General features: G+C 55.2%; 18 protein-coding genes and 1 riboswitch. Of the genes, 11 read left to right on the top strand and 7 right to left on the bottom strand.

Going from position 1 to position 21,851, the window contains the following annotated elements:
- From ABRZ28_RS23155 to shiA, 10 genes are all read left to right on the top strand, one after another.
- Window positions 1–227, top strand: a 227-nt coding sequence (locus ABRZ28_RS23155) for an EF-Tu C-terminal domain-related protein (protein WP_502880481.1), incomplete at its 5' end; no start/stop codon positions are given.
- A 238-nt stretch (window positions 228–465) separates the two neighbouring features.
- Window positions 466–849, top strand: a complete 384-nt coding sequence (gene secE, locus ABRZ28_RS23160; RefSeq protein ID WP_319606467.1) for a preprotein translocase subunit SecE — start codon at window positions 466–468, stop codon at window positions 847–849.
- Window position 850: 1 nt separating this feature from the next.
- Window positions 851–1,396 carry a transcription termination/antitermination protein NusG gene (gene nusG, locus ABRZ28_RS23165; protein WP_319606468.1) on the top strand — a complete coding sequence of 182 codons (546 nt, stop codon included), beginning with the start codon at window positions 851–853 and terminating at the stop codon, window positions 1,394–1,396.
- Window positions 1,397–1,555: 159 nt separating this feature from the next.
- The gene (gene rplK / locus ABRZ28_RS23170; RefSeq protein WP_048636587.1) at window positions 1,556–1,984 is read left to right on the top strand and encodes a 50S ribosomal protein L11; all 429 of its coding nucleotides are present in this window, start codon (window positions 1,556–1,558) and stop codon (window positions 1,982–1,984) included.
- Window positions 1,985–1,987: 3 nt separating this feature from the next.
- Entirely contained in the window at window positions 1,988–2,692 is a 705-nt protein-coding gene (gene rplA, locus ABRZ28_RS23175; protein ID WP_319606469.1) for a 50S ribosomal protein L1, read from the top strand.
- Between the two features lie 327 nt (window positions 2,693–3,019).
- Window positions 3,020–3,517, top strand: a complete 498-nt coding sequence (gene rplJ / locus ABRZ28_RS23180) for a 50S ribosomal protein L10 (RefSeq protein ID WP_137714957.1) — start codon at window positions 3,020–3,022, stop codon at window positions 3,515–3,517.
- Between the two features lie 66 nt (window positions 3,518–3,583).
- Window positions 3,584–3,949: a 50S ribosomal protein L7/L12 gene (gene rplL, locus ABRZ28_RS23185; protein ID WP_048636584.1), complete on the top strand. Its 366-nt coding sequence runs from the start codon at window positions 3,584–3,586 to the stop codon at window positions 3,947–3,949.
- A gap of 330 nt (window positions 3,950–4,279) precedes the next feature.
- Window positions 4,280–8,308 (top strand): DNA-directed RNA polymerase subunit beta, encoded by a 4,029-nt coding sequence (gene rpoB / locus ABRZ28_RS23190; RefSeq protein WP_319606470.1) that lies wholly within the window; start codon window positions 4,280–4,282, stop codon window positions 8,306–8,308.
- Between the two features lie 106 nt (window positions 8,309–8,414).
- Window positions 8,415–12,638 carry a DNA-directed RNA polymerase subunit beta' gene (gene rpoC, locus ABRZ28_RS23195; RefSeq protein ID WP_319606471.1) on the top strand — a complete coding sequence of 1,408 codons (4,224 nt, stop codon included), beginning with the start codon at window positions 8,415–8,417 and terminating at the stop codon, window positions 12,636–12,638.
- A 111-nt stretch (window positions 12,639–12,749) separates the two neighbouring features.
- The gene (shiA, locus tag ABRZ28_RS23200) at window positions 12,750–14,087 is read left to right on the top strand and encodes a shikimate transporter (protein ID WP_319606472.1); all 1,338 of its coding nucleotides are present in this window, start codon (window positions 12,750–12,752) and stop codon (window positions 14,085–14,087) included.
- 75 nt (window positions 14,088–14,162) lie between these two features.
- On the opposite strand, the gene ABRZ28_RS23205 is transcribed toward shiA, so the two are convergent.
- The gene (locus ABRZ28_RS23205) at window positions 14,163–14,336 is read right to left on the bottom strand and encodes a DUF1127 domain-containing protein (RefSeq protein WP_330521702.1); all 174 of its coding nucleotides are present in this window, start codon (window positions 14,334–14,336) and stop codon (window positions 14,163–14,165) included.
- 173 nt (window positions 14,337–14,509) lie between these two features.
- Between ABRZ28_RS23205 and ABRZ28_RS23210 the strand changes: the two genes are divergently transcribed.
- The gene (locus ABRZ28_RS23210; RefSeq protein WP_319606474.1) at window positions 14,510–15,928 is read left to right on the top strand and encodes an aminotransferase-like domain-containing protein; all 1,419 of its coding nucleotides are present in this window, start codon (window positions 14,510–14,512) and stop codon (window positions 15,926–15,928) included.
- Between the two features lie 190 nt (window positions 15,929–16,118).
- Here the strand turns inward: ABRZ28_RS23210 and thiH are convergent, their stop codons facing one another.
- From thiH to thiC, 6 genes are read right to left on the bottom strand one after another with little or no spacing between them, the layout of a single operon-like run.
- Window positions 16,119–17,249 (bottom strand): 2-iminoacetate synthase ThiH, encoded by a 1,131-nt coding sequence (thiH, locus tag ABRZ28_RS23215; protein WP_330521703.1) that lies wholly within the window; start codon window positions 17,247–17,249, stop codon window positions 16,119–16,121.
- On the bottom strand, window positions 17,249–18,031 hold the full coding sequence (locus ABRZ28_RS23220) for a thiazole synthase (RefSeq protein ID WP_319606476.1): 783 nt from the start codon (window positions 18,029–18,031) through the stop codon (window positions 17,249–17,251). The genes thiH and ABRZ28_RS23220 overlap by 1 nt, the downstream gene beginning before the upstream one ends.
- 1 nt (window position 18,032) lies before the next feature.
- Window positions 18,033–18,233 carry a sulfur carrier protein ThiS gene (gene thiS, locus ABRZ28_RS23225; RefSeq protein WP_319606477.1) on the bottom strand — a complete coding sequence of 67 codons (201 nt, stop codon included), beginning with the start codon at window positions 18,231–18,233 and terminating at the stop codon, window positions 18,033–18,035.
- Window positions 18,230–18,979 (bottom strand): HesA/MoeB/ThiF family protein, encoded by a 750-nt coding sequence (locus ABRZ28_RS23230; RefSeq protein WP_330521704.1) that lies wholly within the window; start codon window positions 18,977–18,979, stop codon window positions 18,230–18,232. The genes thiS and ABRZ28_RS23230 overlap by 4 nt, the downstream gene beginning before the upstream one ends.
- A gap of 1 nt (window position 18,980) precedes the next feature.
- Window positions 18,981–19,631, bottom strand: a complete 651-nt coding sequence (gene thiE, locus ABRZ28_RS23235; protein ID WP_330521705.1) for a thiamine phosphate synthase — start codon at window positions 19,629–19,631, stop codon at window positions 18,981–18,983.
- Window positions 19,628–21,577, bottom strand: coding sequence for a phosphomethylpyrimidine synthase ThiC (gene thiC / locus ABRZ28_RS23240; RefSeq protein ID WP_319606480.1), 1,950 nt, complete (start codon window positions 21,575–21,577; stop codon window positions 19,628–19,630). The genes thiE and thiC overlap by 4 nt, the downstream gene beginning before the upstream one ends.
- Window positions 21,578–21,689: 112 nt before the next feature.
- Window positions 21,690–21,840: riboswitch (TPP riboswitch) on the bottom strand.
- Window positions 21,841–21,851 lie beyond the last annotated feature (11 nt).

Below are 21,851 nucleotides of genomic sequence, written 5' to 3' on the forward strand. Positions count from 1 at the left end.
ACACTCCGTTCTTCAAAGGCTACCGTCCTCAGTTCTACTTCCGTACCACTGACGTGACCGGTACCATCGAACTGCCGGAAGGCGTGGAAATGGTAATGCCAGGCGACAACATCAAGATGGTTGTTAATCTGATTGCGCCGATCGCAATGGATGACGGTCTGCGTTTCGCTATCCGTGAAGGCGGTCGTACCGTTGGCGCGGGCGTTGTTGCTAAAGTTATCGCTTAATCGCTGATAACGTTTGACGCGACACGCGATAAAAGGGCATCATTTGATGCCCTTTTTCTACGCTGTCATGTGGTAGAACCTATCTCATCAGCGATTATGGAATATAATCATTGGTGAGATAGGCTCTGTAGATACGGCGTAAATACCGAATTATTCGTTTACAGAACATCTTTCGGTTTGGTTTGCCCTGCTTTGCGGGGCAAAGTTATTTGTCTGAATCATTGTGACAGGTTGGTTTATGAGTGCGAATACCGAAGCTCAGGGGAGCGGGCGTGGCCTGGAAGCGATTAAATGGCTGGTAGTAGCCGTATTGCTGGTTGTTGCGATCGTCGGCAACTATTACTACCGTGATATTAGTCTGCCGCTGCGCGCATTAGCTGTTGTTATCCTGATTGCTGCCGCCGGTGGCGTGGCATTGCTGACCGCAAAAGGTAAAGCAACAGTAACGTTTGCCCGCGAAGCCCGTACCGAAGTACGTAAAGTGATTTGGCCGACTCGTCAGGAAACGTTACACACCACGTTAATCGTTGCCGCGGTTACTGCCGTGATGTCACTGATTTTGTGGGGGCTGGATGGTATTCTGGTCCGATTGGTATCGTTTATCACTGGCCTGAGGTTCTAAGATGTCTGAAGCCCCAAAAAAACGTTGGTACGTCGTTCAGGCGTTTTCTGGTTTTGAAGGCCGCGTGGCTCAGTCGCTGCGTGAGCATATCAAATTGCACAATATGGAAGATCTGTTTGGCGAAGTTATGGTGCCGACAGAGGAAGTGGTTGAAATTCGCGGCGGCCAGCGTCGTAAGAGCGAGCGTAAATTCTTCCCCGGTTATGTGTTAGTTCAGATGGCGATGGAAGATGCGAGCTGGCACCTGGTGCGTAGCGTGCCGCGCGTCATGGGTTTTATCGGCGGTACTTCCGACCGTCCTGCGCCTATCAGCGATAAAGAAGTCGACGCGATCATGAATCGCCTCCAGCAAGTGGGTGATAAGCCGCGTCCGAAAACGCTATTTGAACCCGGTGAAATGGTGCGCGTCAATGACGGTCCGTTTGCAGACTTTAATGGCGTAGTCGAAGAAGTGGATTATGAAAAAAGCCGCCTGAAAGTGTCTGTTTCGATCTTCGGTCGTGCGACGCCGGTAGAACTCGACTTCAGTCAGGTCGAGAAAGGGTAAGCGATTCATCCCGATTGCTGAGAATAGTTACTTGTCTCTGGCGCGAAATTAATCTATAATTTCGCGCCTTTTGTTTTCAGGGGTCTGAAACGGCATCTGAAATGTATCAAACCACGGGGAGCCTTTTCCAGGCGCTATCACCCATTCGAGGAAAGTTAAATGGCTAAGAAAGTACAAGCCTATGTCAAGCTGCAAGTCGCGGCTGGTATGGCTAACCCAAGCCCACCGGTAGGTCCGGCTCTGGGTCAGCAAGGCGTAAACATCATGGAATTCTGTAAGGCGTTCAATGCTAAAACTGAAAGCGTTGAAAAAGGTCTGCCGATTCCGGTTGTTATTACCGTTTATTCTGACCGTTCTTTTACCTTTGTTACCAAAACGCCTCCGGCGGCCGTTCTGCTGAAAAAAGCGGCGGGTATCAAGTCTGGTTCCGGCAAGCCGAACAAAGACAAAGTGGGTAAAGTAACGAGTGCTCAGGTTCGTGAAATCGCAGAAACCAAAGCTGCGGACATGACTGGTGCCGACGTGGAAGCCATGGCGCGTTCCATCGAAGGTACTGCTCGTTCCATGGGCCTGGTAGTGGAGGGTTAATAAATGGCTAAGCTGACCAAGCGCATGCGCGTGATCCGTGACAAAGTTGATGTAACTAAACAATACGACGTCAACGAAGCCGTTGCCCTGCTCAAAGAGCTGGCCACTGCTAAATTCGTAGAAAGCGTGGACGTTGCCGTTAACCTCGGCATCGACGCACGTAAATCTGATCAAAACGTTCGTGGCGCAACCGTTCTGCCGCACGGCACCGGTCGTTCCGTTCGCGTCGCGGTCTTCACCCAGGGTGCCAACGCTGAAGCGGCTAAAGCTGCCGGCGCTGAACTGGTGGGTATGGAAGATCTGGCCGATCAGATCAAGAAAGGCGAAATGAACTTTGACGTGGTCATCGCATCTCCGGATGCTATGCGCGTTGTTGGCCAATTAGGTCAGGTTCTGGGTCCTCGCGGCCTGATGCCAAACCCGAAAGTGGGTACGGTAACCCCTAACGTTGCTGAAGCGGTTAAAAACGCCAAAGCAGGTCAGGTTCGTTATCGTAACGACAAAAACGGCATCATCCATACCACTATCGGTAAGGTTGATTTCGATGCTGACAAACTGAAAGAAAACCTGGAAGCTCTGCTGGTTGCGCTGAAAAAAGCTAAACCGTCTCAGGCGAAAGGCGTGTACATCAAGAAAGTCAGCCTGTCCACCACCATGGGCGCAGGCGTTGCGGTTGACCAAAGCGGTCTGAATACTGTAACAGCCTGATAGCTTTTGTTTCGCTTTACTCGGGCGTGGGATTTACCTATAATCTTACGCCCGTTGTTCCGTTAGCGGAATTAAAGAAGAATTTTCGGTTGGAGCCTGGCCTATCCAGGCCTCCGTCCAAGACCGCAGGTGTCTTGCAAAAGACTTAATTTTCCTGCGTAGACGGTGACAGAGCCTGAAGAACATTTTTTTCTTTATTTGTTAAAGAATATTAAAGATTGTCTTTGCTGGATTCTGCTCACCGTGTTTCAACGCTTATTTCCATTTTGGCGATAAGTGATGTGAGTTCCGGAGGTTTCCTCCGGCTAAATCCAGGAGCAAAAGCTAATGGCATTAAATCTTCAAGACAAACAAGCGATTGTTGCTGAAGTCAGCGAAGTAGCCAAAGGTGCGCTGTCTGCGGTTGTTGCGGATTCCCGCGGCGTGACCGTAGATAAAATGACTGAACTGCGTAAAGCAGGTCGTGAAGCTGGCGTTTACATGCGTGTTGTTCGTAACACTCTGCTGCGCCGCGTTGTTGAAGGCACTCAATTTGAATGCCTGAAAGACACGTTTGTTGGTCCGACCCTGATTGCATACTCTTTAGAACACCCGGGCGCTGCCGCTCGTCTGTTCAAAGAATTCGCGAAAGCGAATGCAAAATTCGAGGTCAAAGCTGCAGCCTTTGAAGGTGAGCTGATCCCGGCGGCGCAAATTGACCGTCTGGCAACGCTGCCGACTTACGAAGAAGCACTGGCACGTCTGATGTCGACCATGAAAGAAGCCGCTGCCGGCAAACTGGTCCGCACTCTGGCTGCTGTACGCGATCAGAAAGAAGCGGCTTAATCGCCCTTTTTTCGCTACCGCACTTGCTAACGTATAAACTATTTCTGATTCTTAGGAACAATTGTTATGTCTATCACTAAAGATCAAATTCTGGAAGCAGTAGCAGCTATGTCTGTAATGGATGTTGTTGAACTGGTTTCCGCTATGGAAGAAAAATTCGGTGTTTCCGCTGCCGCCGCTGTAGCTGTTGCTGCTGGCCCGGCTGAAGCTGCTGAAGAAAAAACTGAGTTCGACGTTGTACTGAAAGCTATCGGCGGCAACAAAGTTGCCGTTATCAAAGCAGTACGTGGCGCAACTGGTCTGGGCCTGAAAGAAGCCAAAGATCTGGTTGAATCCGCTCCGGCCGCTCTGAAAGAAGGCATCAGCAAAGACGACGCTGAAGCTCTGAAGAAAGCACTGGAAGAAGCTGGCGCAGAAGTTGAAGTTAAATAAGCCAACTTTCCAGGTTGCAGCCTGATTTATCAGGCTGATGGCTGGTGACTTTTTGGTCACCAGCCTTTTTGCGCTGTAGGGCATCAATGGTATTTCACACTATTCCGCCATTGATTTTACCCCCAATATATTTTTCTATTGACGACTTAATATACTGCTTCCCTGTCCGGGTTCCCTGCCTGAGCAAGAGCAATGAAATGGTTTAAGAGTAATAGAAAGATGTATTACGGAAAGGACTTCATTTTCCGATAGACAGAAATAGTGTTGCATGACCTGTCCTTTGCTAGGACGGACAGAGTGGTTCGACTTTTCAGCGAGCTGAGGAACCCTATGGTTTACTCCTATACCGAGAAAAAACGCATTCGTAAGGATTTTGGCAAACGCCCGCAAGTGCTGGACGTGCCTTATCTCCTTTCTATCCAGCTTGACTCGTTCCAGAAGTTTATCGAGCAAGATCCGGAAGGTCAGTACGGTTTGGAAGCTGCATTCCGTTCTGTTTTCCCCATACAAAGCTATAGCGGTAATTCAGAGCTGCAATACGTTAGCTATCGCCTGGGTGAGCCGGTATTTGACGTTAAAGAATGTCAAATCCGTGGCGTGACATTTTCTGCGCCGCTGCGCGTCAAATTGCGCCTGGTGATTTACGAGCGTGAAGCGCCTGAAGGCACCGTTAAAGATATCAAAGAGCAAGAAGTCTACATGGGCGAAATTCCGCTCATGACCGACAACGGCACTTTCGTGATCAACGGTACTGAGCGTGTTATCGTTTCTCAGTTGCACCGTAGTCCGGGTGTATTCTTCGACAGCGACAAGGGTAAAACCCACTCCTCGGGTAAGGTGCTGTATAACGCACGCATTATTCCTTACCGTGGTTCCTGGCTGGATTTCGAATTCGATCCGAAAGATAACCTGTTTGTCCGTATTGACCGCCGCCGTAAACTGCCGGCGACCATCATCCTGCGCGCGCTGGGTTACTCCACCGAGCAAATTCTGGATCTGTTCTTCGATAAAGTTGTCTATGAAATCAATGGCAACAAATTGCAGATGGATCTGACGCCTGAGCGTCTGCGCGGTGAAACCGCATCTTTCGACATTGAAGCCGAAGGCAAAGTTTACGTCGAAAAAGGCCGCCGCATTACTGCCCGTCATATCCGCCAGTTGGAAAAAGACGGCATTGAGCGTATTGAAGTCCCGGTTGAATATATCGTCGGTAAAGTGCTGGCTAAAGATTACGTCGATGAAAGCACTGGCGAACTGATCGCCACCGCCAATATGGAACTGTCGCTGGATCTGCTGGCGAAGCTCAGCCAATCCGGTCACAAGCGTATTGAGACGTTGTTCACCAACGATCTGGATCACGGTCCGTACATGTCGGAAACCGTGCGTGTCGATCCCTCAAGCGATCGCCTGAGCGCGCTGGTGGAAATTTACCGCATGATGCGTCCCGGCGAGCCGCCGACACGCGAAGCGGCGGAAACGCTGTTCGAGAATCTGTTCTTCTCTGAAGATCGCTATGACCTGTCTGCGGTCGGTCGGATGAAGTTCAACCGTTCTCTGCTGCGCGACGAAATCGAAGGTTCCGGTATCCTGAGCAAAGAAGACATCATCGATGTGATGAAAAAGCTCATTGATATCCGTAACGGCAAAGGCGAAGTGGATGATATCGACCACCTCGGCAACCGTCGTATCCGTTCCGTCGGCGAAATGGCTGAAAACCAGTTCCGCGTCGGTCTGGTGCGCGTAGAGCGTGCGGTGAAAGAGCGTCTTTCCCTGGGCGATCTCGACACCCTGATGCCGCAGGACATGATCAACGCCAAGCCGATTTCGGCGGCGGTGAAAGAGTTCTTTGGCTCCAGCCAGCTGTCGCAGTTTATGGACCAGAACAACCCGCTGTCCGAGATTACGCACAAACGTCGTATCTCCGCACTGGGTCCGGGCGGTCTGACCCGCGAACGCGCCGGCTTTGAAGTTCGAGACGTACACCCGACCCACTATGGTCGCGTGTGTCCTATCGAAACGCCGGAAGGTCCGAACATCGGTCTGATCAACTCCCTGTCCGTGTATGCGCAGACTAACGAGTATGGTTTCCTGGAAACGCCTTATCGCCGCGTGCGTGATAATGCGGTAACCGATGAAATCCATTATCTGTCCGCGATTGAAGAAGGCAACTTCGTTATCGCCCAGGCGAACACCAACCTGGACGAAGACGGCCACTTCATTGATGAACTGGTTACCTGCCGTAATAAAGGCGAGTCCAGCTTGTTCAGCCGCGATCAGGTTGAATATATGGACGTATCCACCCAGCAGGTGGTCTCCGTCGGTGCGTCGCTGATTCCCTTCCTGGAACACGATGACGCCAACCGCGCATTGATGGGTGCGAACATGCAACGTCAGGCCGTTCCGACTCTGCGCGCCGATAAGCCGCTGGTAGGGACCGGTATGGAACGTGCGGTTGCGGTTGACTCCGGTGTAACGGCGGTCGCGAAACGCGGCGGTACCGTTCAGTATGTCGATGCGTCGCGTATCGTGATCCGCGTTAACGACGATGAAATGTATCCGGGCGAAGCCGGGATCGACATCTACAACCTGACCAAATATACCCGTTCGAACCAGAATACCTGCATCAGCCAGATGCCTTGCGTATCGCTGGGCGAGCCGGTTGAACGCGGCGATGTGCTGGCTGACGGTCCGTCCACCGATTTGGGTGAACTGGCGCTGGGTCAGAATATGCGCGTGGCGTTCATGCCGTGGAACGGTTACAACTTCGAAGACTCCATCCTCGTTTCCGAGCGCGTGGTGCAGGAAGATCGCTTCACCAGTATTCATATTCAGGAATTGGCCTGCGTGTCGCGCGACACCAAGCTGGGGCCTGAGGAGATCACGGCGGATATCCCGAACGTGGGTGAAGCGGCGCTGTCCAAACTGGATGAATCCGGCATCGTTTATATCGGTGCGGAAGTGACCGGCGGCGATATTCTGGTCGGTAAGGTGACGCCAAAAGGCGAAACCCAACTGACGCCGGAAGAGAAATTGCTGAGAGCAATCTTCGGTGAAAAAGCTTCCGACGTGAAGGACTCTTCTCTGCGCGTGCCGAACGGCGTTTCCGGTACGGTTATCGACGTACAGGTCTTTACCCGCGACGGCGTGGAAAAAGACAAACGTGCGCTGGAAATCGAAGAGATGCAGCTCAAGCAGGCCAAGAAAGACCTGACTGAAGAACTGCAAATCCTGGAAGCCGGTCTGTTTGCCCGTATCCATGCGGTGCTGGTTTCCGGCGGCGTGGAAGCGGACAAACTGGAAAAACTGCCGCGTGAGCGCTGGCTGGAACTGGGCCTGACTGATGAAGAGAAACAAAATCAGCTGGAACAGTTGGCCGAACAGTACGACGAACTGAAGCATGAGTTTGAGAAAAAACTTGAAGCCAAGCGTCGTAAGATCACTCAGGGCGACGATCTGGCGCCGGGCGTGCTGAAAATCGTTAAGGTTTATCTGGCCGTTAAACGTCGGATTCAACCGGGCGACAAGATGGCCGGTCGTCACGGGAACAAGGGTGTTATCTCCAAGATCAACCCGATCGAAGATATGCCTTACGATGAGAACGGTACGCCGGTCGACATCGTGCTGAACCCGCTGGGCGTACCTTCACGTATGAACATCGGTCAGATTCTGGAAACCCACCTGGGTATGGCGGCGAAAGGCATTGGTGAGAAAATTAACGCCATGCTGAAGCAGCAGGAAGAAGTGGCCAAACTGCGTGAGTTCATTCAGAAAGCGTACGATCTGGGCGACGATGTCCGCCAGAAAGTAGACCTGAGCACTTTCTCCGACGAAGAAGTGATGCGTCTGGCTGAGAACCTGAAAAAAGGTATGCCGATTGCAACGCCGGTATTCGACGGCGCGAAAGAGAAAGAGATCAAGGAACTGCTGCAAATGGGCGGCATCCCGACCTCCGGTCAGATTACGTTGTACGACGGACGCACTGGTGAGCAATTTGAGCGTCAGGTTACCGTGGGATACATGTACATGCTGAAGTTGAACCACCTGGTCGACGACAAAATGCACGCCCGTTCCACCGGTTCTTACAGCCTGGTTACTCAGCAGCCGCTGGGTGGTAAAGCTCAGTTCGGTGGTCAGCGCTTCGGTGAGATGGAAGTGTGGGCGCTGGAGGCTTACGGTGCAGCCTATACCTTGCAGGAAATGCTGACGGTTAAATCCGATGACGTGAACGGCCGTACCAAGATGTATAAGAACATCGTGGATGGCAATCATCAGATGGAACCAGGCATGCCGGAATCCTTCAACGTACTGTTGAAAGAAATCCGCTCGCTGGGTATCAACATCGAGCTGGAAGAAGAGTAATTCCAGCCCGTTGTGTCGCTGGCGTTCGTCATAGGGGCACCTGAACCTTGTTTTTAACGGCAGGGTTCAGGTGCCTGGCAGGTCTAACTCCGACAGGAGCCAATCCGTGAAAGACTTATTAAAGTTTCTGAAAGCGCAAACTAAAACCGAAGAGTTTGATGCGATCAAAATTGCTCTGGCTTCGCCAGACATGATCCGTTCGTGGTCTTTTGGTGAAGTTAAAAAGCCAGAAACCATTAACTACCGTACGTTCAAACCAGAACGCGACGGCCTTTTTTGCGCCCGTATCTTTGGGCCGGTAAAAGACTATGAGTGCTTGTGCGGTAAGTATAAGCGCCTGAAACACCGCGGCGTTATTTGTGAGAAGTGCGGCGTTGAAGTGACCCAGACCAAAGTACGCCGTGAGCGTATGGGCCACATCGAGCTGGCGTCTCCCACCGCGCATATCTGGTTCCTGAAATCACTGCCGTCCCGTATCGGTTTGCTGCTGGATATGCCGCTGCGTGATATCGAACGCGTGCTGTACTTCGAATCCTATGTGGTGGTCGAAGGCGGCATGACCAATCTTGAAAAGCGTCAGATCCTGACCGAAGAGCAGTATCTGGATGCGCTGGAAGAATTCGGCGACGAATTCGACGCCAAGATGGGTGCGGAAGCCATTCAGGCCCTGTTGAAAAACATGGATCTGGAACAGGAATGCGAACAGTTGCGCGAAGAGTTGAATGAAACCAACTCCGAAACCAAACGCAAGAAGCTGACCAAGCGTATCAAGCTGCTGGAAGCGTTCGTTCAGTCCGGCAACAAACCGGAGTGGATGATCCTGACCGTGCTGCCTGTGCTGCCGCCGGATCTGCGTCCGCTGGTGCCGCTGGACGGCGGTCGTTTCGCCACCTCTGACCTGAACGATCTGTATCGTCGCGTCATTAACCGTAACAACCGTCTGAAACGCCTGCTGGATCTGGCTGCGCCTGACATCATCGTACGTAACGAAAAACGTATGCTGCAGGAAGCGGTCGATGCGCTGCTGGATAACGGTCGTCGCGGTCGTGCGATCACCGGTTCCAACAAGCGTCCGCTGAAGTCGCTGGCCGACATGATCAAAGGTAAGCAGGGACGTTTCCGTCAGAACCTGCTGGGTAAACGCGTCGACTACTCCGGTCGTTCGGTTATCACCGTTGGTCCATACCTGCGTTTGCACCAGTGCGGTCTGCCGAAGAAAATGGCGTTGGAACTGTTCAAACCGTTCATTTACGGCAAGCTGGAACTGCGTGGCCTGGCCACGACGATCAAAGCCGCCAAGAAAATGGTTGAGCGTGAAGAAGCCGTCGTTTGGGATATCCTGGACGAAGTGATTCGCGAACACCCGGTCATGCTGAACCGTGCGCCGACGCTGCACCGTTTGGGTATCCAGGCGTTCGAACCGGTACTGATCGAAGGTAAGGCGATTCAGCTGCACCCGCTGGTTTGCGCCGCGTATAACGCCGACTTCGACGGCGACCAGATGGCCGTTCACGTACCGCTGACGCTGGAAGCCCAGTTGGAAGCGCGTGCGTTGATGATGTCCACCAACAACATTCTGTCACCGGCGAACGGCGATCCCATCATCGTGCCTTCTCAGGACGTGGTATTGGGCCTGTACTACATGACTCGCGACTGTGTCAACGCCAAGGGCGAAGGCATGGTGCTGACCGGGCCGAAAGAAGCCGAACGCGTTTACCGCGCCGGCCTGGCCTCTCTGCATGCGCGCGTGAAAGTGCGTATTACGGAAGAGATCAAGAGTATTGAAGGCGAAATCACGCATCAGACCAGCATTATTGATACCACCGTCGGTCGCGCCATTCTGTGGATGATCGTACCGAAAGGCCTGCCGTTCTCAATTGTGAACCAGCCGCTGGGTAAAAAAGCGATCTCCAAAATGCTGAACACCTGTTACCGCATTTTGGGTCTGAAGCCGACCGTTATCTTTGCCGACCAGATCATGTACACCGGTTTTGCCTACGCGGCCCGTTCCGGCGCGTCCGTTGGTATCGACGACATGGTTATCCCTGCGAAGAAAGCCGGGATCATCGAAGAAGCCGAAACCGAAGTCGCCGAGATTCAGGAACAGTTCCAGTCCGGTCTGGTTACCGCCGGCGAACGTTACAACAAGGTTATCGATATCTGGGCCGCGGCCAACGAACGTGTCGCCAAGGCGATGATGGAAAACCTGTCGGTTGAAGACGTGGTTAACCGTAATGGCGAAGTGGAACAGCAGGTTTCCTTCAACAGCATCTTTATGATGGCCGACTCCGGCGCGCGTGGTTCCGCGGCGCAGATTCGTCAGTTGGCGGGGATGCGTGGTCTGATGGCGAAGCCGGACGGCTCCATCATCGAAACGCCGATCACCGCGAACTTCCGTGAAGGTCTGAACGTACTCCAGTACTTCATCTCCACGCACGGTGCGCGTAAAGGTCTGGCGGATACCGCATTGAAAACCGCGAACTCCGGTTATCTGACCCGTCGTCTGGTTGACGTGGCGCAGGATCTGGTGGTGACCGAAGATGATTGCGGCACGCATGAAGGTATCATGATGACCCCGGTTATCGAAGGCGGCGATGTTAAAGAACCGCTGCGTGAGCGTGTTCTGGGTCGTGTCACGGCTGAAGACGTTATCAAGCCGGGTACGGCGGATATTCTGGTTGCGCGTAACACCCTGCTGAACGAGCAATGGTGTGATCTGCTGGAAGAGAATTCCGTTGACGCCGTTAAAGTGCGTTCCGTCGTTAGCTGTGAAACCGACTTCGGCGTGTGCGCCAAGTGCTACGGTCGCGACCTGGCGCGCGGTCACCTGATTAACAAGGGTGAAGCTATCGGGGTTATCGCGGCGCAGTCTATCGGTGAACCGGGTACACAGCTGACCATGCGTACCTTCCACATCGGTGGCGCGGCATCGCGTGCGGCGGCTGAGTCCAGCATTCAGGTGAAAAACAAAGGTAGCCTGAAACTGGAAAACGCCAAGTTCGTGGTCAACAGCAACGGTAAACCGGTTATTACCTCGCGTAATACCGAACTGAAGCTGATCGACGAATTCGGCCGTACCAAAGAAAGCTATAAAGTGCCTTACGGTGCGATCATGGCGAAGAACGACGGTTCTGATGTTAACGGCGGCGAAACCGTTGCTAACTGGGATCCGCATACCATGCCGGTTATCAGTGAAGTGAGCGGTAATATTCGCTTTACGGACATGATCGATGGTCAGACGATTACCCGTCAGACCGACGAACTGACCGGCTTGTCTTCCATCGTAGTTCTGGATAGCGCAGAGCGTACCGGTAGCGGTAAAGATCTGCGTCCGGCGCTGAAAATCGTTGATGACAAAGGCGAAGACGTATTGATCCCGGGTACCGATATGCCCGCCCAATACTTCCTGCCGGGTAAAGCGATTGTTCAACTGGAAGATGGCGTGAAGATCGGCGCGGGTGACACTCTGGCGCGTATTCCGCAGGAATCCGGCGGTACTAAGGATATTACCGGTGGTCTGCCGCGCGTTGCCGACCTGTTCGAAGCGCGTCGTCCGAAAGAACCGGCAATCCTGGCGGAAATCAGCGGGGTTATCTCGTTCGGTAAAGAAACCAAAGGCAAGCGTCGTCTGGTGATCACGCCGCTGGATGGCAGCGATCCGTACGAAGAGATGATTCCGAAGTGGCGTCAGCTGAACGTGTTTGAAGGTGAACGCGTCGAGCGCGGCGACGTGGTTTCCGATGGTCCGGAATCGCCGCACGACATCCTGCGTTTGCGTGGCGTACATGCGGTAACGCGTTACATCACCAACGAAGTTCAGGAAGTTTACCGTCTGCAAGGCGTTAAGATTAACGATAAACACATCGAAGTTATCGTTCGTCAGATGCTGCGTAAAGGCACAATCGTTAGCGCGGGCAGCACGGAATTCCTGGAAGGCGAGCAGGCGGAAGTTTCTCGCGTCAAGATTGCCAACCGTCAGTTGGAAGCGGATGGCAAGATCCCGGCGACCTTCAGCCGCGATCTGCTGGGTATCACCAAGGCATCTCTGGCGACCGAGTCCTTCATCTCCGCGGCTTCGTTCCAGGAAACCACGCGTGTTCTTACTGAAGCGGCGGTTGCCGGTAAACGTGATGAACTGCGTGGCCTGAAAGAGAACGTTATCGTTGGCCGTTTGATCCCGGCGGGTACCGGTTATGCGTACCATCAGGATCGCATGCGTCGCCGTCAGGCAGGCGAGGCGCCAGTCGTGCCTCAGGTGAGCGCTGATGAAGCCTCCGCCAACCTGGCTGAACTGCTCAACGCTGGCTTCGGTAACAGCGACGACGAATAATCGTTGCTAAGCACCGTATAAAACCGCTCCTTAGGGGGCGGTTCCGTTGCTGAAAGCCCTGGCCGCTAAAGCCGGGGCTTTTTGTTTTACCTGATAGACAGCGAGATAGACATGGATTCCTCGACAACATCAATACCTGCATCGGCGGCTGGAACCGCCGCTCGCCCGACCGCAGGGCGAGCCCGACGGGCTGCCTGGGGCAGCTTTATCGGCGCGGTGGTGGATTGGTATGATTTTTTGCTTTACGGCATTGTCGCCGCTTTGGTTTTTAACATTGAGTTTTTCCCTCAGATCAGTCCCGCCATGGGTACGCTGGCGGCATTTGGTACTTTTGGGGTAGGTTTTTTATTCCGGCCGCTGGGCGGAATTGTCTTCGGTCATTTTGGCGATAAGCTGGGCCGCAAACGTATGTTGATGATTACCGTCTGGACGATGGGCTTATCCACTGCGCTTATTGGTTTTCTGCCCACGTTCGACAGCATTGGCTGGTGGGCGCCGGTATTACTGGTGACATTGCGCGCCATTCAGGGATTTGCCGTCGGCGGCGAATGGGGCGGTGCGGCGCTGCTGGCGGTAGAAAATGCGCCTAAAAAGAAAAAAGCGTTCTACAGCAGCGGCGTACAGGTTGGATACGGCGTCGGCCTGTTGCTGGCGACGGGATCGATTTCTCTGGTCAGTCACCACACCACGAATGAGGAATTCATCGACTGGGGCTGGCGTCTGCCGTTTCTATTCAGTACGGTGCTGGTGGCGATAGCCTGGTGGATCCGTTCCGGGATGGAAGAGTCCCGGGAGTTTGTGGCCGCCAATAAAAAACAACAGGAAAAAACGGGCAAAAAACGTTCGTTTCCGATTGTTGAAGCATTGCGTAAACACCCTAAGGCATTTTTGCTGATCATCGCCCTGCGCCTGGGGGAGCTGCTGACCATGTATATCGTCACCGCCTTCGCGCTTAATTATTCCACCACCAATCTGGGGATGCCGCGGGAGCTGTTTCTTAATATCAGTCTGCTGGTGGGCGGGATCAGTTGCTTGTCTATTCCTCTTTTCGCCCGTCTGGCCGACAGTTTCGGCCGGCGGCGTATTTACGTCACCGGCGCCCTGATCGGCGCGGTCAGCGCGTTTCCTTTCTTTATGGCGCTGGAGGCGCACGCCAGCCTGTGGATACTGTTTTTCGCCATCATGCTGGCTAATATCGCCCACGATATGATCGTCAGCGTGCAGCAGCCGATGTTTACCGAGCTGTTCGGCACCGCCTACCGCTACAGCGGCGCCGGCGTCGGTTATCAGGTGGCCAGCGTGGTCGGCGGCGGGTTTACGCCGTTTATCGCCGTATTGCTGGTGGAGGTTTTAGGCGGTTCCTGGCACGGCGTCGCCACTTATCTTGCGGTAGGTTGCCTGTTGTCGGCTATCGTCGGGATGCGAATGAAGCCGCAAAAGTTAGACTGATAAAACAGAGCCGATACAGATCTGAGATTTTCTGTATCGGCTTCATAAACCGAGCGCCGTCACGGCGTGTCTGCATTAAAAACGATCTATATCGTCTCGCGTCAGCCCGATATCCCTTAGCCTTTCATCATTCATGCGCAGCAATGACCTACGGGTTAGCACTTTAAGACGCCACTTTTTCCATTTTTGATAGGGCCGGATCAATATTGACCGCAGTGCGCTTCTCAAGCGCTTTGTCTGATGTTCCATGCTTTCCCCCTTGCTGATTGCCTTGCACTATGATGCGAGGGAAAACCGATTCGATACAGACTCAGAAAATGTCTTTTTTTAACATACAGATTATGGGATATTGCATCTGAATGGTCTTTTTCTTCTTAATCTGTACTGGTTATTGATTTAATCATTCATGAGGAATGATACACATGACGCGTTACCAACATCTGGCTTCTCTGCTGGCGCAGCGCATTGAACAGGGGCTGTATCAAAGCGGCGAACGCCTGCCGTCGGTCAGAGCATTGAGTCTGGAACACGGCGTCAGTATCAGCACCGTACAGCAGGCTTACCATCTGCTGGAATCCCGGCAGCTTATTTCGCCGCGACCGCGATCGGGCTATTTTGTCGCATCCCGCAAGGCGCCGCCGCCGGTTCCGGGATTGACGCGTCCGGCCCAGCGCCCGGTTGAGATCACCCAGTGGGAGTCCGTGCGGGAGTTGTTTAACGATTGCCCTGCGAACAGCGCGTTCAACTTTGGCAGCGGGATGCCTGATGTAAGCCAGTCAACGGTGAAACCGCTGTGGAAAGCGCTGGGTCGTCTATGTCAGCAGCAGGATGAACGGGTGCTGGCGTATGACAATATGTATGGCATGCCTGAACTGCGCGAGCAGGTCGCTCGTCTGACGCTGGACAGCGGCTGCCAACTGACGATGGATGATATTGTGATCACCACCGGCTGTCAGGAGGCGCTGTTTACCGCGGTGCGCGCGGTATGCCAACCCGGCGATATCGTGGCGGTCGAATCTCCCGCGTTTCCCGGCACCATGCAGATCCTGCGTGGATTAGGGGTGAAAGCGATCGAAATCCCGACCTGCGCCGTCACCGGCATTAGTCTGGATGCGCTGACGCTGGCGTTGGAGCAGTGGCCGATCAAAGCCTTGCTGCTGGTGCCGACCTGCAATAATCCGCTGGGTTTCATTATGCCCGACAAGTATAAAAAAGAGTTGATCATCCTGGCCCAGCGCTTCGATCTCGCCATTATCGAAGACGATGCCTATGGCGAGCTTACCTATGACTACCCTCGTCCAAGAACCATCAAGTCTTTTGATGAAGATGGTCGGGTATTACTGTGCAGCTCTTTTTCCAAAAATCTGGCGCCGGGTCTGCGCGTCGGCTGGATCGCGCCGGGTCGTTATCTTGAGCGCGTTGTGCATACCAAATATATCGGTACCGGCTATACGGTTTCGCATACGCAACTGGCGGTAGCGGAATTTATCCGGCAGGGCCACTATCAGCCTCATCTACGCCGTATGCGCATGCAGTATAAGTGTAATCTTGATGTATTTACCTGCTGGGTGCGTCACTATTTCCCCAGCGGCATTTGCGTCAGCCGCCCACAGGGCGGATTTCTGGTGTGGATAGAGTTGCCGGAGTTTTTTGATTCGCTGCGGCTTAACCGTGAGGTGCGTAAATCCGGTATTCAGATTGCCGCCGGATCGTTATTTTCGGCCTCGGGGAAATACCGTAACTGTCTGAGACTTAACTATGCTTTGCCGTTCACCGACGAAACCGGCAAGGGACTGCGTATCCTGGGGGAAACCGTCAGCCGGATGATGAACGACGCTTGACAACCTTTTGGTCGGGGAGGGGCCGATACGTAACCGTATCGGCGGGTTGGCGTGCAGAGCGGCGAACGCTCCGGCCGGCGGCATGCCGACGCCGCTACTTTACCCATTGGTCTGCATCGCGACGACAGGGCAGTCTGCATTTTGCGAACCTTTACCGGGAAATGTTTTCCGGCTTGGCAAGCGCCATTGCCTATTGCGAGCGTCTCCCCAGATAACCATCCCAGTCTTTCCATACCGGCTGTAATCCGGCCCGTATAATCGCCTGGGCGACTTCTTCCGGCCGGCGGGCGTCATGCGGCGAGAACTGTTCCAGCTCGGGGTGGTCGTCGGCATAGCCGCCGGGCTGGGTTTTCGAAAAAGCGCTGACGTTGTTTATCGCGATGGGAACCGCATGATCGCGGAAGAACGGCGACTCACGAGTCGACAGCGACAGTTCGATATCCGGCGACAGCAGGCGGAAGGCGCAGATCACCTGCATCAGTTGCGCCTCATCCATCAGCGAGGCGGGTTGGATACCGCCCGCGCAGGGACGCAGCCGAGGGAAGGAGACGGAAAAACGGCTCTGCCAGTAGGTTTGCTGTAGATAAAGCAGGTGCTCCGCCACCATATAGCAGTCGGTTCGCCAACTGTCGGACAGGCCGATGAGCGCCCCCAGCCCGATCTTGTCGATCCCCGCGCGGCCAAGACGATCCGGCGTGGCCAGGCGCCAGTAAAAATCCTGTTTCTGTCCGCGCAGATGGTGCTGCTGATAGGTCGCCGGATGGTAGGTTTCCTGATACACCATCACGCCGTCCAGCCCCAGGCTTTTCAGCTCGGCGTACTCTTCCTGCGCCAACGGCTGCACTTCGATCATCAGCGCGCTGAAATGCGGACGGATCAGCGGAAAGACCCGGCGGAAGTAATCCATACCTACCTTACGCTGATGCTCGCCGGTCACCAACAGCAGGCTATCGAAGCCCAGCGCCTTGATCGCGGCGCATTCGCGCAGGATCTCCGCATCATCCAGCGTTTTGCGCTTGATGTGGTTGCTCATGGAGAAGCCGCAGTAGGAGCAGTCGTTGGAACACAGATTGGACAGGTAGAGGGGGACATAGAAGCCGACCGTGTTGCCGAAGCGCTGGCGGGTAAGCTGCTGCGCCCGTTGCGCCAGCGGTTCCAGATAGGGGGCGGCGGCGGGGGAGATGAGCGCCATAAAATCCTCCCGATCGGGCCGAGCCGCGGCCAGCGCTTGCTCAACATCCCGCGCGGTTTTGCTGTTGATCCGCAGAGTGAGGTCGTCCCAGTCCAACCGCTGCCAGACGGTTTGAAAGTCGGTTGTCATCAGCGCGCTCCTTCCGTTTGCGGATGCAGGAAGCCGGTCAGCGGGCTGGTGGCGCTGGCGGTGTACTGTTTGCTGCCCAGTCCGGCCTGATTAGCCAGTTCGCCGGTTTCAACCGCGGTTCTGAATGCCTGCGCCATCTTGACCGGATCGCGGGCGACGGCGATGGCGGTATTGACCAGCACGGCATCCGCGCCCATCTCCAATGCCTCCGCCGCATGGCTGGGCGCGCCGATCCCGGCATCCACCACGACAGGAACGCGCGCCTGTTCGATGATGATGCGCAGGAAATCACGGGTTTGCAGCCCCTGGTTGGAACCAATCGGCGCGCCCAACGGCATGACGGCGGCGCATCCCGCCTCTTCCAGCCGCTTGCACAAGACCGGATCCGCCCCGCAGTAAGGCAGCACGACGAAGCCGTCTTTGACCAGACGTTCGGCGGCTTTCAGCGTTTCTATCGGATCGGGCAGCAGGTATTTCATATCCGGATGAATTTCCAGCTTTACCCAATGGGTACCCAGCGCCTCACGCGCCAGTCGGGCGGCAAACACCGCTTCATCCGCCGTTTTGGCGCCGGAGGTGTTCGGCAGCAGCTTGATGCCAAGCTGGCGCAACGGCGCCAGAATCGCGTCGTTGCCGCCTTTCAGGTCAACGCGTTTCATCGCCATGGTGACCAGTTGCGAGCCGGAAGCGCGCAGGGCGGCCAACATAATTTCAGGGGTGGCGAATTTTCCGGTGCCGGTCAGCAGCCGGGATGTAAAGGTGGTATCGGCAATGTGTAACATATCATCCTCCCGCAATTGCCTGAAAAAGCAAAATATCATCCCCGTCCTGAATCTGATGCCGAGTCCAGGCGTCACGAGGGATAATGGTCTGATTGATGGCCAGCGCCGTACCGGGTTGCAGGCGGTTTAACTGTATCAGCAGCGCTTCGACGGTTAGGCTGTCCGCCAGCTCGATAGTCTGGTCGTTGAGGGTAATTTTCATGCCGGCTCTCCACAGACCGGGCAATGACGCGAGCGGGTGAGCTGCAAGGTGTTCCAGCTTTGTTGTTTGCCGTCGAACAGACGCAGCTTGCCGTTCAACGCCGACGGCAAGCCGGCCAGGAGTTTGATTGCCTCCAGCGCCTGTAGCGTGCCGATGACGCCGACCACCGGGCCGAGTACGCCCGCCGTGCGGCAATTGCGCTGCGGCTCCGTCGCATCAGGGTACAGGCAGGCGTAGCAACCGTGGTTGTAGGGCGGCGTAAGCACCAGCAACTGTCCGCTGAAACCGACGGCGCTGCCGCTGACCAGCGGTTTGCCGGCGCGGATACAGGCGGCGTTAACCGCATGGCGGGTCTCCATGTTGTCGCTGCAATCCAGCACCACGTCGACGCGGCTGACCGCCTGACGCAGCGTTTCGCCGCCCAGTCTTTCCGTCAGGGCGACGATCTCCGCGTGCGGGTTTAATGCCTGCAACTGCCGTCGCGCCAGCTCGGCCTTGGGTTGATTGATATCCGTCGTGCGGTAGAGGATTTGACGCTGAAGATTGGTAAGATGCAGCGCGTCATCATCCGCTAATAACAGCGTGCCGACGCCGGCGGCGGCCAGATACATCGATGCGGGGGCGCCCAGCCCGCCCAGCCCCACCAGCAAAACGCTGGCGGACTTGAGCTTTTCCTGGCCTTCAGGGCCGATGTCCTCCAGGAGCAGTTGTCGGCTGTAGCGCAGAAATTCTTGATCGCTGAGCACGTTACACCTCCCGCCCTTCTATCATACGCAGCAGGGCCGCCGTCGCCTCGCGCCAGTCCGGCGCCCGGGTAATGGCGCTGACCACGGCAATGCCGCCCACGCCGGTGGCTAGTACCGCGGGAACCCTGTCCTGACTGATGCCGCCGATGGCGACGGTTGGAAAACGTTCCCCAAGCTCCGCCACATGGTGCGTCAGCTCTGTAATTCCCTGCGGCGCCGAGGGCATCTCTTTGGTCTGAGTAGGGAAGATATGTCCCAGCGCGATATAGGAAGGATTGATGGCTATCGCGCGCGCCAATTCCCGATCGTCGTGGGTGGAGACGCCGAGGCGCAGGCCGGCCTGTTTAATGGCCGCAAGATCGGCCGTGTCCAGATCCTCCTGGCCGAGATGAACGCCGTACGCCTGATGTTTTACGGCCAGTCGCCAGTAATCATTGATAAACAATCTAGCCTGATACCGGCGGCCCAGCGCAATGGCCTGAATGACGTCCTGTTCGACCTGTTGATCGGTCCGATCCTTAATGCGCAGTTGGATCGTTTTAACGCCCGCGCCGAGCAGGCGTTCAATCCACATTACGCTATCCACCACCGGATAAAGGCCAAGCCGGGGCGCGGTGGGGGGAAAGGGTGTCGAGGCTTGCCCGGTTGTCATTTGCTTTCCTCCGTTTGCAGGCCGGCGGCGCTGTGGTACAGCTCGCCGCCCTGCGCGCGAAAGGCTTCCGACATTTGCGCCATGCCCACTTCAATCGGTTTGGCTTCGGCTTCCTGTTTCGCTGCGTAATCGCGCACTTCCTGCGAAATTTTCATGGAACAGAATTTCGGCCCGCACATGGAGCAGAAGTGGGCCACCTTGCCGGATTCCTGCGGCAGGGTTTCATCGTGATAGGCGCGGGCGGTTTCGGGATCGAGCGACAGATTGAACTGGTCTTCCCAGCGGAACTCGAAGCGCGCTTTAGACATGGCGTTATCGCGAATTTGCGCGCCGGGATGTCCTTTCGCCAGGTCGGCGGCATGGGCGGCGATTTTATAGGTAATCAGCCCTTGCTTGACGTCCTCTTTGTCAGGCAGCCCGAGGTGTTCTTTCGGCGTCACATAGCAGAGCATGGCGCAGCCGAACCAGCCGATCATCGCCGCGCCGATACCTGAAGTGAAGTGGTCGTAACCGGGGGCGATATCGGTGGTCAGCGGGCCAAGCGTATAGAACGGGGCTTCGTGGCAGTGTTCCAGCTCTTCGGTCATATTGCGGCGGATCATCTGCATCGGCACATGGCCGGGGCCTTCAATCATCACCTGTACATCGTATTCCCAGGCGATTTTGGTCAGTTCGCCCAGCGTATGCAGCTCTGCGAACTGCGCTTCATCGTTGGCGTCCTGAATCGAACCGGGACGTAAGCCGTCGCCCAGCGACAGCGCGATGTCATAGGCGGCGCAGATTTCACAGATTTCGCGGAAATGCTCGTACAAAAAGCTCTCTTTATGATGCGACAGGCACCACTTCGCCATGATTGAGCCGCCGCGGGATACGATGCCGGTGAGCCGTTTGGCGGTCATCGGGACATAGCGCAGCAGCACGCCGGCGTGAATGGTAAAATAGTCGACGCCCTGTTCAGCCTGCTCCAGCAGGGTATCGCGGAACATTTCCCAGGTCAGGTTTTCCGCTACGCCGTTCACTTTTTCCAGCGCCTGGTAAATGGGTACCGTGCCGATCGGCACCGGGCTGTTGCGCAGGATCCATTCCCGGGTTTCATGGATATAGCGCCCGGTGGAGAGATCCATCACCGTGTCTGCGCCCCAGCGGGTGGACCACACCAGTTTTTCGACTTCTTCTTCGATGGAGGAGGTGACGGCGGAGTTGCCGATATTGGCGTTCACCTTTACCAGAAAATTACGGCCGATAATCATCGGTTCGGATTCGGGGTGGTTGATATTGGATGGAATGATGGCGCGACCGGCGGCGACTTCCTGACGCACGAACTCCGGCGTGATGTTCTCCGGCAAGTTGGCGCCGAAGCTCTGACCGGCGTGCTGCTGGCGCAACACCTCGCCGCGAATGCGTTCGCGTCCCATGTTTTCACGGATGGCGATAAACTCCATTTCCGGGGTGATGATGCCCTGACGGGCATAGTGCAGCTGGGTGACGCATTTTCCCGGTTTAGCGCGCAGCGGACGCGGCAGGTGTTCGAAACGGAGATGGTCGAGACCGGCGTCGGCCAGACGCTGTTGGGTGAAGTCGGAACTGACGCCCGGCAGCGCTTCCGTGTCGTTACGCTCGGCGATCCAGCGCTCTCTCACACGATTCAATCCGACGCGCACATCAGGAGACAAGGCCGGATCGCCGTACGGCCCGGCGGTGTCATAAACCGGGATCGGTTCATTGGCGACGTATTGCGGGTTATCCTTACTGCCGCCGATCAGCGTCGGGCTGAGCTGGATTTCACGCATCGGGACGCGGATATCCTCACGCTGACCGGTGAGGTAAATACGCTGGGAATTGGGAAATGCCATCCCCTGCAACGAATCGATAAATTTCTGGGCGGCGGCCCGCTGCTCACGACGGCTGCTTTTGGGCGATGTTGAACGAGAATTTTCTGTAGACATAGCAAGTTCCTGTAATACGTAAAGGGAAAATTGCTTGTCTGGAGTTCGGAGGGAGTAATAACAAAATTGATGCCGTGAGGGTCAACGCGAAGACGACGTCCAGGGTTTCATCAGGCACATTACTCTTGTTCCCTTCGCAGGTATTAACCCGATCAGGTTCCGCGGATCCCGAATTAACGGTCTCAGCCCGTGCATTTTTATTGCTTGCTGAATTGCTGAAAAAGCAGGCAACGCAAACGCGCTGGGCACTCCGACAAGATAGCCCCACGATTAG

The organism is Brenneria sp. g21c3, assembly GCF_040240345.1.
Lineage (GTDB): Bacteria > Pseudomonadota > Gammaproteobacteria > Enterobacterales > Enterobacteriaceae > Brenneria.

Bases quoted from the DNA above. Each gene is read 5' to 3' on its own strand.
- thiE (WP_330521705.1), bottom strand. From the start codon at position 19,631: ATGACAACCGGGCAAGCCTCGACACCCTTTCCCCCCACCGCGCCCCGG.
- rplL (WP_048636584.1), top strand. From the start codon at position 3,584: ATGTCTATCACTAAAGATCAAATTCTGGAAGCAGTAGCAGCTATGTCT.
- shiA (WP_319606472.1), top strand. From the start codon at position 12,750: ATGGATTCCTCGACAACATCAATACCTGCATCGGCGGCTGGAACCGCC.
- ABRZ28_RS23220 (WP_319606476.1), bottom strand. From the start codon at position 18,031: ATGTTACACATTGCCGATACCACCTTTACATCCCGGCTGCTGACCGGC.
- thiC (WP_319606480.1), bottom strand. From the start codon at position 21,577: ATGTCTACAGAAAATTCTCGTTCAACATCGCCCAAAAGCAGCCGTCGT.
- rplK (WP_048636587.1), top strand. From the start codon at position 1,556: ATGGCTAAGAAAGTACAAGCCTATGTCAAGCTGCAAGTCGCGGCTGGT.
- rplA (WP_319606469.1), top strand. From the start codon at position 1,988: ATGGCTAAGCTGACCAAGCGCATGCGCGTGATCCGTGACAAAGTTGAT.
- rplJ (WP_137714957.1), top strand. From the start codon at position 3,020: ATGGCATTAAATCTTCAAGACAAACAAGCGATTGTTGCTGAAGTCAGC.
- thiS (WP_319606477.1), bottom strand. From the start codon at position 18,233: ATGAAAATTACCCTCAACGACCAGACTATCGAGCTGGCGGACAGCCTA.
- secE (WP_319606467.1), top strand. From the start codon at position 466: ATGAGTGCGAATACCGAAGCTCAGGGGAGCGGGCGTGGCCTGGAAGCG.
- nusG (WP_319606468.1), top strand. From the start codon at position 851: ATGTCTGAAGCCCCAAAAAAACGTTGGTACGTCGTTCAGGCGTTTTCT.
- ABRZ28_RS23210 (WP_319606474.1), top strand. From the start codon at position 14,510: ATGACGCGTTACCAACATCTGGCTTCTCTGCTGGCGCAGCGCATTGAA.
- ABRZ28_RS23205 (WP_330521702.1), bottom strand. From the start codon at position 14,336: ATGGAACATCAGACAAAGCGCTTGAGAAGCGCACTGCGGTCAATATTG.
- thiH (WP_330521703.1), bottom strand. From the start codon at position 17,249: ATGACAACCGACTTTCAAACCGTCTGGCAGCGGTTGGACTGGGACGAC.
- rpoB (WP_319606470.1), top strand. From the start codon at position 4,280: ATGGTTTACTCCTATACCGAGAAAAAACGCATTCGTAAGGATTTTGGC.